We start from the raw sequence: 10,346 nt of genomic DNA on the forward strand, positions 1-10,346 counted from the left end.
GGGGTCGCCATCGTACGGCCACCTCCCCGATCGCGGGCGGCGGAAGGCCAAGTGCACAGTAGGCGTTCGTCTTTGTGCTATCCGACCGCCCGCTGCCGGTCATTCTGGTCGGTGCGGGCACGCCGCGTCGGGGGGACCCGCGTTCCCACCGAACACCGCGCGTTTCGCCGCGTTTTGCGACCACGGCACACGGCCGCGGTCGCCGGGAACGACAAGGGACCCCCATGCGCACAGCCGTCGTGATCGGAGCAGGAATCGCCGGCCTGCTCGCCGCCCGGGTGCTCACCGAGCACGCCGACGAAGTTGTCATCGTCGAACGCGATCGACTCGACGACAGCCCGGCACAATCCGACAGCGGCGACGAGCCGCGCCGTGGTGTCCCCCAAGGGACTCAGATGCACGCCCTGCTCGAAGCCGGACGCCGAGGCGTCGAGCGGTGGCTCCCCGGCTTCACCGACGACTTCGTGGCAGCCGGGGCGGTCCGGGCCAACAGCGGGCGCGACGTGCACGCCCACCTCGACGGCCGCCTCAAAGTCCTGGTGGGCGACCTGCCCATGATCAGCGCCACGCGGCCCTTCCTGGAGAACCACATACGCCGCCGCGTGCTGGCATGCGCCCCGATCACGGTCCGGACCGGTGTCGTCCGGGGCCTGTCCTTCGCGGGGGACCGCGTCGACGGCGTGCGCATCACACCCACCGGCGCCGTGAGCGACACCCGGCCCGAGACGCTGTCGGCCGACCTGGTCGTCGACGCCACCGGCCGGGGCAGCCGCATCACGTCATGGCTCACCGAAGCCGGCTGGCCGGAGCCACCGATGCGACGCATACCCGTCGACCTCGGCTACGCCACCGCCTTCCTGCGTACGCCGGACGTCACCGCCGCAGGCGGCGCGATGGTCGCCCAGTCCCTCACCACCCTTCCGGACGGCCGGGTCCGCCTGGCCACCCTCGGCCGCGTCGAGGGCGACCGGTGGATCGTGCTGTTGGCCGGATACGCCCAGGACCACCCAGGCCGCACCCCCGGCGAGTTCCTGGACCGCTGCCGCACCGACCCGGCCCCGGTGTTCGGGAAACTCGCGGCGAACGCCGAACTCGTCGGCGAGGTCGCCACGTACCGCCACCCTGACAACCGCCGGCGTGACTTCCACACCCTGCGGCGGTTCCCCGCCGGACTGGTCTGCGTCGGTGACGCGGTGGCCTCGTTCAACCCGGTCTACGGCCAGGGCATGTCCTCAGCGGCCCAGCACGCCGCGGCCCTGGCCACCGCACTGGAATCGGGAAGCCTGCCGGGACAGCCCGCACACGCCTACTTCAAGGCCGTCCGACGCACTGTGGACGACGCCTGGCAGACATCCGTCCTGAACGACCTGCGCCTGCCCCACTTGCGTGGGGAACCCCGTCCCCCGGGCTTCCGACTCGCCGCCGGCCTCGGCGACATGGTCCTGCGCGCCACGGTCACCGACCCGGTCGTCGGGCGGCGTTTCCTCGACGTCATGCACATGCTCGCCGGCCCAGTCACACTCATGAGGCCGGGCACACTCCTGCGCGCGGCGCGGGCGAGCCGCCGGGCCTGACACACCCCTGACGAAGACAGTCAGGTGCCGGCAGTGACGTATCCGCCTGCATGGGCGTTGATGCAAGTGGCCCTGGGCGGGGTAGTCTCCGCCCCTCGGCACTACACACCCCCCACGAGAGGCGATTGTCATGGCCCAAGTCAGGCCGGAGACCACCGAACTCAAGGAACAGTACGCGGCCCAGGTGACTGCGGACCTGGAGCGCAACACGCAGGAACAGGAGCGCATCGGCGCCGAAGTCGCCGCGCTACAGGAGCAGTTGATGGCCCTGCAACAGGACCAGGCACTGCTGGAGGGCATGCGCCAGGCCCTCGCCACCGGGACCGGCCGCGCCCCCGCCGCGGCGCCGCGGAAGGCCACCGCCGAACCCGCCCGCCGCGCGAAGAAGGCCGCGGCCGGCGCCCCGGCGAAGCCGAGGAAGACCGCGGCCAAGCGAGCCGGCACCCAGCAGCCCACCCTCGGCGAACTGATCCACAGCCACCTCGCCGCCCACGCGGAACCGCGTTCGACCGCGGAGATCACCGACGCCTTGGCTGCGGCCAACCCGCAACGCGGCATCAAGAACAAGGTTGTGCGGACCACCATCGAAGGCCTCGTCGCCCGAGGTCGTGTCGAACGCAGGAAGCAAGGCAGCTCCGTCTACTACACCACCACCGGCCGCGCCGACACGGCGGGGAGCACGGCCCAGGACAAGTCGGCAGGCTGACAAGTCCCGTACCCGGTGGCCATGTCGCTCCTGACCGCCCATGGTCACCGGGACACCCGCCACCCCGGGCGGGCCCGCAGACCAACCCCCGACCCACCGACTGACACCAGCGCCTGCCGAGCGCAGCGTGCGGAGCGGACAAGCCTGTCTTGTCCCTCAGGACCCGGCAAGTCAGCCCCGTCGCGCCCTGCGGACACATGCCCAGTCCGTCCGTCGCACCGGCGGCGCCGGGAACGTCGTCGGAACGGGCACCGTCTCGCATGACCCATCCGCCCGTCCTTGGCCCGCGCGGGTACAACACAGGCGCGCGTGGGACCGGGCGCATCAGTCCCTCTCTCCACTTTGCGTACGCCAGTGCGCGGCTGACCGGCCGTCGCGGTCGCGGACACCCGGACGGGAGAGCCTGCTTTGTATGGGTATGCACTTATATGTCACCGCGGTGCAGCACGTCCGGGGCAGCCATGATCAGCGAAACCTTCGGTGTCGTCGTGCGGCACGCCCGCCGCCACGACGGCTGCGTCCTGGCGGTGCGCGGTGATCTGAACACCGCGTCCGCCGCGGCCTTCCGGGCGGCGGTCCGGGCTGCGGTCGGGGCGCACGACCGCCTCATCCTCGACTTGTCCGCCATGGTCGCCTGCGACGGCGCCGGCCTCAGCGCCCTGGTCGGCTGCTCGCGCATGGCACGCACGCACGACTGCGACCTGCGTCTGCGGGCCGTCCCGCGCTTCCTTGCCCGGCATCTGCGCCTGTCGCCCGCCGGCGGGGCGTTCAGCATCGAGCCCGCGGAGCACTGAGCGGGCAACCGGCGCCGGAAACTTGATATGAGGCGACTCAGGTTTTACACCTGAGGTGAGGACAAGGACGAGGAGGAGGTGTGCCGAGATGGCGCGTGCAGTCGGTATCGACCTCGGGACGACCAACTCGGTGGTGAGTGTGCTGGAGGGCGGCGAGCCGACGGTCATCACCAATACGGAAGGAGCCAGGACCACCCCGTCCGTCGTGGCCTTCGCCAAGAACGGCGATGTGCTGGTCGGGGAGGTCGCCAAGCGGCAGGCGGTGACCAACGTCGACCGCACCGCACGGTCGGTCAAGCGCCACATGGGCGACGCGGCCTGGCGGTTCCCGGCGAGCGGCAGCATCGACGGCAAGCGGTTCACCGCGCAGGAGATGTCCGCGCGCGTGCTGCAGAAACTGAAGCGGGACGCCGAGGAGCACCTGGGCGAGGACGTCACCGACGCGGTGGTCACCGTGCCGGCGTACTTCAACGACGCACAGCGCACCGCGACCAAGGAGGCCGGGGAGATCGCCGGGCTCAACGTGCTGCGGATCATCAACGAGCCCACCGCCGCCGCGCTCGCGTACGGCCTGGACAAGGAGAACGACCAGACAATCCTGGTCTTCGACCTCGGCGGCGGCACCTTCGACGTGTCGCTGCTGGAGATCGGCGAGGGCGTCGTCGAGGTCAAGGCCACCAACGGGGACACCCACCTCGGCGGCGACGACTGGGACCAGCGGATCGTCGACGAGCTGGCCAAGCGGTTCAAGAACCACTACGGCGTCGACCTGACCCGCGACAAGATGGCCGTCCAGCGCCTTCGCGAGGCCGCCGAGAAGGCGAAGATCGAGTTGTCCGCGGCCACCGAGACCACGATCAACCTGCCGTACGTCACCGCCTCCGCCGAGGGTGCGCTGCACCTGGAGGAGAAGCTCACCCGCGCGCAGTTCCAGCAGTTGACCGCCGACCTGCTGGAGCGGTGCAAGGGGCCGTTCCACAACGCGATCAAGGACGCCGGAATCGAGCTGGGCGCAATCGACCACGTGATCCTGGTCGGCGGCTCGACGCGGATGCCCGCGGTGACGGACCTCGTGCGCGAGCTGACCGGGAAGGACCCGCGCAAGGGCGTGAACCCGGACGAGGTCGTGGCGATCGGTGCCGCGCTCCAGGCCGGTGTCCTCAAGGGCGAGGTCAAGGACGTCCTGCTGCTCGATGTCACGCCGCTGTCGCTGGGCATCGAGACCAAGGGCGGCATCATGACGAGGCTGATCGAGCGCAACACCACGATCCCGACGAAGCGCTCGGAGATCTTCACGACGGCCGACGACAACCAGCCCTCCGTGCAGATCCAGGTCTTCCAAGGCGAGCGCGAGATCGCCGAGTACAACAAGAAGCTCGGCATGTTCGAGCTGACCGGCCTGCCCCCGGCGCCGCGCGGTGTCCCGCAGATCGAGGTCACCTTCGACATCGACGCGAACGGCATCATGCACGTCACCGCGAAGGACCTCGGCACCGGCCGGGAGCAGAAGATGACGGTCACCGGTGGTTCGGCGCTGCCCCAGGACGACATCGACCGCATGGTCCGCGAAGCCGAGCAGCACGCGGAGGAGGACCGGCGCCGCCGCGAGGCCGCCGAAACCCGCAACCAGGGCGAGCAACTGGTCTACCGCACCGAGAAGTTGCTGGCCGACAACGCCGACCGGATCCCCGCCGATGTGAAGACCGAGACGCAGGACGCGCTGACGGATCTCCAGGAGAAGCTGAAAAACGAAGCCGGCGACGGCGACAGCACCGCCGCCATCCGTGCCGCCACCGACAAGGTCGCCACCGCCGCGCAGCGGATCGGCGCCGCCTTGTACGCGCAGCCTCAGGGCGGTCCCGCGCCCGGCGCCCCAGGCGAGAGTTCGGGGGCCGCGGGCGGCGGCGAGGAGGTGATCGACGCCGAAGTCGTCGACGATGACCAGCCGCCGAAGGAAGGTGCGGGATGACCCCGCTCGCGAGCCGCCGCCGCGCGGCCCGCCACGCTGCGCCCTCCACCTGACAACGCCGTGGACCGGACGCCTCCGCCTACGTGATCCGCGTGCCGGACGCGGTGTTCGGTCTGTCACATCGCCGCGGTCCGTGCCCCCGGCAGCCGAATGCGCGCTTGCGGGCGTGCAGACTTGGATCGCTGCCGGCTGGACGTTGCAGCACCCGGAGTGGTAGATCCATCCGGGAGCAGAAGAGAGGCGAAACGCATGACCACAGTGAGCCAGGGCCCCGACGCCGTTGCGGCAGCCGTCCCCGAGGACAGCCACGCGATCGAGCGGGCAGCGACCGCTTACACCCGTCCCGCACCCGTCGAGAACACCATCAGGCCCGTGTGGTTCGTGACGATCACGATCACGATCCTGGTCATCGTCGCCGCTTCCGTCCTCGCCATCTGGGCGGGCGGCAGCTTCGACGGCGGGCAGCCGGGCCTGACTTCTCCGGCCGGCGGCTGACGCCCGGCTCTTGATGTTCGCCGCCAACGCGCGATACTCGAAGTGAGGACGACTCGCACGGATCTCACGACCGGCGAGCCGTCCTCCGTCACGTAGTCGGCACGTTGGTGGGCGGGGTACGGAAAACCCGGTGGCCGCGGTGTGGTTCCGCGCGATCCACCGGGTTTCCGCGTTGTCCGGGCCCTTGCGGGTGATCGGGCCCGGCGGGGTTCAGCCGAGCGACGTCATCAGGTCCTTGCAGGCCTGCTCGCAGCGGCGGCAGGCCTCGGCGCAGACGCGGCAGTGGTCGTGCTGCGCGGCGTGGCGCTCGCACTCGTCGGCGCAGGCCTTGCACACGGTGGCGCAGGCGTCGAGGACCGCGCGCGTGATGTTGGCGTCGTAGCCGGTGTGACGGGACAGGACGGACGCGGTGGTGTTGCACATGTCGGCGCAGTCCGCGTTGGTGCGGATGCACTTGGTCAGCTCGCCGACCATCGCCTCCGACATGCAGGCGTCCGCGCAGGCCGTACACGCCTGGGCGCAGGCGATGCACTCCTCGATACAGCGGGCGAGCTTCTGACGGTCCACACCGCCGAGGTCGGCGGGGTAGGTGTCCAGCATGTCCTTGACCGCAGTTGCCATGATTCCTCCAGGGTTGTCGTGCCGCTTGCGAACGGCTCGGCGCGTCTACCCCTGAAACGAACCGGCATGCCGGGCCCGGGCGTCGGCGTACGGCTCTGGCCGGTCAGCGATCGTTCGTCCATTCCTCGGCGTACTCGATGTGGCTCACGACGAGCCTGTCGCCGGTGAGAAGGTATTTCCTCATCCATGGGAGCCGCGGGTGGTACGCGTGGACGGAGACCGCAGGTGTCCCCGGAGACTCGTTGGCCATGGCGTGCACGTGGTCCGGACCGAATGCGAGGCCGTGCCCGGGCGGCACGCACCGCTGCGTGATCCCGGGGTTGTCGACGCGGACCGCCTGCCCGGAGGTGAGGGGGGCGGGCATGGCGAGGGCGTGCTCGGTGAGCTCGCCTCGGACCACGACGAGTGCGCCGCACGAGCCGCCGTGGTCGTGCCAGCCGGTTGTGGTGCCGGGCGGCCAGCCGATGAGCCAGGCCTCGCTCCCGTCAGGGCCGGCGAGGCGCACCCATGTGCGCTCGGTCGGGTGCGGGACGAGCCTCGCGACAACACCGGTGTCGGCGGCCACTTCTGCGGCGAATGCCAGCAGCGTGTGCGCAGCCTCGTCATGACGTGGCGGGCGGGTTTCCGGAGCGGGTGCGTTCACAAGACGTCTCCAAATCCGGGGGGACGCGGGATGGCTGCACCGATGAGGGACGCCGCCTTCGTGGGCGTGCCGACAATGCGTTGTCGGCTGCGGGAAGAGCCGAAACCGGAATCGCTCTTTTCCGATGATGGATGAAATACGGATGCATGAATATCCGCATTGCGCGTTGGCGGACTTCGCGCTGGTCCACGTGCGCTGAGCGCGGTGTAATCGATGGAGAAGGCGGCGGTCGCCTGCCGCAACTGTCAGTCTTCCCAGCCAACGTGACGTTTCGTCAGGAACGGGTCGGGGGAGGAGGCGAGGCGCGAGAGGAAAAGGGCCCCGGAACGGCTGCGGTGGGGGGCCGCAGTTTTGTGTGGACCGGCCCGTGGCCGGCCCGATTGTTCCCCGGCTGCGGGAAACCGACCGACCCGCAGGCCGGGTGGGCGGAAAAGCAGGGAGCCACCGAGAGGTGGCGCTTTTCCTGGTGCGGGAAACGCACCACCTTCCGCCGCACGTGAGCCCGTTTCCGGGCGATCCGCCTCGCAAGCTCCGCCCGTCGCCCTCGCTTCACCCTGCCCGGTGGGACGCCCGTCGTTGGTCGAGGCGCGCCACGAGGCGGGTCATGGCGGCGCGGGCTTCCTCGTGGGCGGTGTCGAAGCCGGCCACTTCCTCCATGACCACGGCGTACGCGAGCCCCTGCATGGTGGCGGCGATCAGGGCCGGGGGGAACTCGTCCGCGTCGAGGCCGTAGTTGCCGAGGATCCCGTGCAGTGCCTCGATCTGCATGGACCGGAGATCGTGCGCCACCTTGCCGACCTCTTCCCGCAGCGCCGGGCGGTGGTTGGCCGCCGCGATCATTTCGGCGAGGAGCGAGGAGCCGCGGGGGTCGGACGCGAGTTCCCACCACGCGCTCAGCGGTTCGGCCGAGGTCAGGGCCGCCGACATCCGCTCCAGCATCTGCTCCGCGCGACGGCGCAGGACGGCGACGAAGAGGTCGTCGATGGTCGGGAAGTAGTAGTGCACGAGAGGGGCGTTGATGCCGACACGGGCGGCGACGTTGCGCGAGCTGACGGCGGCGTACCCCTCGTGGAGGATGATCTCCTCGGTCGCGTCGAGGAGGCGCGCGAGCTTTTCTGCGGTCGCAGCTCGGCGCCGACGGGGCTCGGCCATGCGCTTCCTTTCGACATGGCGTCCCAGCGGGGGCGCCGACAGATGCAACATCATCCCAACTGCGTCGACCACGCCGGAACGCGCGGCGGCGGCGTATCCCTTTCGCTGCAAATCGGCCCCCGGCCCCGGCTGACGGAGGCCGCAGAAGCCCGCGTACGCGACAAAGCACCGGGTGGGCCCCATCAAAAGAGGGCCCACCCGGCGCGTCGTCATGCGTCACGCCGCGAGGGTTTCCTCGCGTCCGTCCTCCCCCGCGAACTGCGTGCGGTGCAGTTCCTCGTAGCGCCCGCCCAGGGCCAGCAGTTCGTCGTGCGTGCCGCGTTCGGCCACGCGGCCGTCCTCGATGACCAGGATCTCGTCGGCGGCCCGGATCGTGGACAGGCGGTGGGCGATCACGACGGACGTCCGGCCTTGCAGGGCCTCGGCCAAGGCGGCCTGGACGTCGGCCTCCGAGGTGGAGTCCAGGTGCGCGGTGGCCTCGTCGAGGATCACCACGCGGGGCCGGGCGAGCAGCAGGCGGGCGATCGTCAGGCGCTGGCGCTCGCCGCCGGAGAGCCGGTAGCCCCGCTCGCCGACGACCGTGTCGAGCCCGTCCGGGAGGGAGGCGACCAGGCCGTCCAGCCGGGCGCGGCGCAGCGCGTCCCAGATCTCGTCCTCGCCGGCCTCGGGACGTGCGAGGAGGAGGTTGGCGCGCACGGTCTCGTGGAAGAGGTGGCCGTCCTGGGTGACGAGGCCGACGGTCTCGCGCAGCGACGCGGCGGTGAGGTCGCGCACGTCGACGCCGCCGACGCGGACCGCGCCGGAGTCGACGTCGTACAGGCGCGGCAGGAGCTGGGCGATGGTCGACTTGCCGGCGCCCGAGGAGCCGACGAGCGCGACCATCCGGCCGGGGTCGACGCGGAAGCTGATGCCGTGCAGCACCGGGACACCGCCGCGGTGGTCGAGGGTCGCGACCTCCTCCAGCGAGGCCAGCGAGACCTTGTCGGCCGCGGGGTACGCGAAGCCGACGTCGTCGAACTCGACCGAGGCCGGGCCGTCGGGCACCGGCACCGCGCCCTCGCGCTCCGCGACGAGAGGCTTCAGGTCGAGGACCTCGAAGACGCGCTCGAAGCTCACCAGCGCGCTCATGATCTCCATCCGGGCGCCGGCGAGGGCGGTGAGCGGCGCGTACAGGCGGGTCAGGAGCAGTGCGAGGGCGACGACCGCGCCGGCGTCCATGTCGCCGCGCAGGGCGTAGAAGCCGCCGAGGCCGTAGACCAGGGCGAGGGCCAGCGCGGAGACCAGCGTGAGGGACGTGACGAAGACCGTCTGGACCATCGCCGTGCGCACGCCGATGTCGCGAACCCTGCGGGCCCGGGTGGCGAAGGCGGCGGACTCCTCCTCGGGGCGCCCGAACAACTTGACCAACGTCGCGCCGGGGGCCGAGAAACGCTCGGTCATCTGCGTGCCCATGGCGGCGTTGTGGTCCGCGGCCTCGCGCTGGAGCCGGGCGAGTCGCCGGCCCATCCGCCGGGCCGGGATGACGAACACCGGCAGCAGGAGCAGGGCCAGCAGCGTCACCTGCCACGAGATACGGGTCATCACGACGAGGGTCAGCAGCAGCGTCACCACGTTGGCGACGACGCCCGACAGGATGTCGCTGAACGCCCGGTGCGCGCCGATGACGTCGTTGTTGAGACGGCTGACCAAGGCGCCGGTGCGGGTGCGGGTGAAGAACGCGACCGGCATGCGCTGGACGTGGTCGAAGACGGCCGTACGCAGGTCCAGGATCAGCCCTTCGCCGATACGCGAGGACAGCCACCGCCCGCCGAGCGCCAGCGCCGCCTCGACGACGGCCAGGCCGGCGATGAGCAGCGCGAGCGTGACGACGGTGCGGGTCGAGTCGCCGTCCACGATCGCGTTGACGACGCGGCCGGCGATCAGCGGCGTGGCGACCGCCAGGACGGCGGTGGCCACCGAGGCGGCCAGGAACCAGATGATGCCCCGGCGGTGGGGGCGGGCGAAACCGGCGATGCGGCCCAGCGTCACGCGGGACAGGGGGCTGTGCCCGCGCTCCTGACTGCCGTACACGCCGCGCAGCGAATGCCAGGCGGTGACTTCCATCGACATGGGTTCTGCCTCCCCGACGGGCCGAGCCACCCCGGGGGAGTGGGCTCGTGAACAGTGCTCCGCAACCGTAGAAGCTGAAGCCAACTTCATGTCAAGAAGTCCGGAGTCTTTCGCGGACGCGGAGGAGAGGGGCACTCGGCCTGAGCGGCACCCGCCGTTCCGTGTCCGCTCCGGGGCGCGGTGGCCTCGTCGGGCCGCGCGTCGCTATCCGTTCACGCGGCCCGACAAGGGCACCGACCAGGACGTAGTCCTGGTCGGTGCCCCGCGGCAGGGGGTGTCCCGG

Annotated in this window: 9 protein-coding genes; 5 read left to right on the forward strand and 4 right to left on the reverse strand. The window is 70.8% G+C overall.

Annotated elements, in window-relative coordinates; all coding sequences use genetic code 11:
• Nucleotides 1-224: 224 nt before the first annotated feature.
• The 5 genes from ACRX5W_RS26045 (at nt 225) to ACRX5W_RS26065 (ending at nt 5,538) form a co-directional block, all read left to right on the forward strand.
• A complete protein-coding gene (locus tag ACRX5W_RS26045) occupies nt 225-1,574 on the forward strand; it encodes an FAD-dependent oxidoreductase (protein ID WP_436790748.1) in 1,350 nt (449 codons plus the stop codon).
• Nucleotides 1,575-1,704: 130 nt separating this feature from the next.
• On the forward strand, nt 1,705-2,280 hold the full coding sequence (locus tag ACRX5W_RS26050) for a hypothetical protein (RefSeq protein ID WP_436790749.1): 576 nt from the start codon (nt 1,705-1,707) through the stop codon (nt 2,278-2,280).
• 461 nt (nt 2,281-2,741) lie between these two features.
• Entirely contained in the window at nt 2,742-3,074 is a 333-nt protein-coding gene (locus ACRX5W_RS26055; protein WP_436790750.1) for an STAS domain-containing protein, read from the forward strand.
• Nucleotides 3,075-3,162: 88 nt separating this feature from the next.
• The gene (gene dnaK / locus ACRX5W_RS26060) at nt 3,163-5,043 is read left to right on the forward strand and encodes a molecular chaperone DnaK (protein WP_436790751.1); all 1,881 of its coding nucleotides are present in this window, start codon (nt 3,163-3,165) and stop codon (nt 5,041-5,043) included.
• 249 nt (nt 5,044-5,292) lie between these two features.
• Nucleotides 5,293-5,538: a hypothetical protein gene (locus ACRX5W_RS26065; protein ID WP_436790752.1), complete on the forward strand. Its 246-nt coding sequence runs from the start codon at nt 5,293-5,295 to the stop codon at nt 5,536-5,538.
• A gap of 210 nt (nt 5,539-5,748) precedes the next feature.
• Here ACRX5W_RS26065 and ACRX5W_RS26070 read toward each other — a convergent pair whose 3' ends face one another.
• The 4 genes from ACRX5W_RS26070 to ACRX5W_RS26085 form a co-directional block, all read right to left on the reverse strand.
• Nucleotides 5,749-6,159, reverse strand: a complete 411-nt coding sequence (locus ACRX5W_RS26070) for a four-helix bundle copper-binding protein (protein WP_436790753.1) — start codon at nt 6,157-6,159, stop codon at nt 5,749-5,751.
• A gap of 103 nt (nt 6,160-6,262) precedes the next feature.
• Nucleotides 6,263-6,802 (reverse strand): cysteine dioxygenase, encoded by a 540-nt coding sequence (locus ACRX5W_RS26075; RefSeq protein WP_436790754.1) that lies wholly within the window; start codon nt 6,800-6,802, stop codon nt 6,263-6,265.
• A gap of 549 nt (nt 6,803-7,351) precedes the next feature.
• Nucleotides 7,352-7,954 carry a TetR/AcrR family transcriptional regulator gene (locus tag ACRX5W_RS26080; protein WP_436790755.1) on the reverse strand — a complete coding sequence of 201 codons (603 nt, stop codon included), beginning with the start codon at nt 7,952-7,954 and terminating at the stop codon, nt 7,352-7,354.
• Between the two features lie 216 nt (nt 7,955-8,170).
• Nucleotides 8,171-10,063 (reverse strand): ABC transporter ATP-binding protein, encoded by a 1,893-nt coding sequence (locus tag ACRX5W_RS26085; protein WP_436790756.1) that lies wholly within the window; start codon nt 10,061-10,063, stop codon nt 8,171-8,173.
• Nucleotides 10,064-10,346 lie beyond the last annotated feature (283 nt).

The sequence above is a fragment of the Yinghuangia sp. YIM S10712 genome (genome assembly GCF_051388935.1).
Classification (GTDB): domain Bacteria; phylum Actinomycetota; class Actinomycetes; order Streptomycetales; family Streptomycetaceae; genus Yinghuangia.

Bases quoted from the DNA above. Each gene is read 5' to 3' on its own strand.
- dnaK (WP_436790751.1), top strand. From the start codon at position 3,163: ATGGCGCGTGCAGTCGGTATCGACCTCGGGACGACCAACTCGGTGGTG.
- ACRX5W_RS26050 (WP_436790749.1), top strand. From the start codon at position 1,705: ATGGCCCAAGTCAGGCCGGAGACCACCGAACTCAAGGAACAGTACGCG.
- ACRX5W_RS26080 (WP_436790755.1), bottom strand. From the start codon at position 7,954: ATGGCCGAGCCCCGTCGGCGCCGAGCTGCGACCGCAGAAAAGCTCGCG.
- ACRX5W_RS26045 (WP_436790748.1), top strand. From the start codon at position 225: ATGCGCACAGCCGTCGTGATCGGAGCAGGAATCGCCGGCCTGCTCGCC.
- ACRX5W_RS26085 (WP_436790756.1), bottom strand. From the start codon at position 10,063: ATGTCGATGGAAGTCACCGCCTGGCATTCGCTGCGCGGCGTGTACGGC.
- ACRX5W_RS26070 (WP_436790753.1), bottom strand. From the start codon at position 6,159: ATGGCAACTGCGGTCAAGGACATGCTGGACACCTACCCCGCCGACCTC.
- ACRX5W_RS26055 (WP_436790750.1), top strand. From the start codon at position 2,742: ATGATCAGCGAAACCTTCGGTGTCGTCGTGCGGCACGCCCGCCGCCAC.
- ACRX5W_RS26065 (WP_436790752.1), top strand. From the start codon at position 5,293: ATGACCACAGTGAGCCAGGGCCCCGACGCCGTTGCGGCAGCCGTCCCC.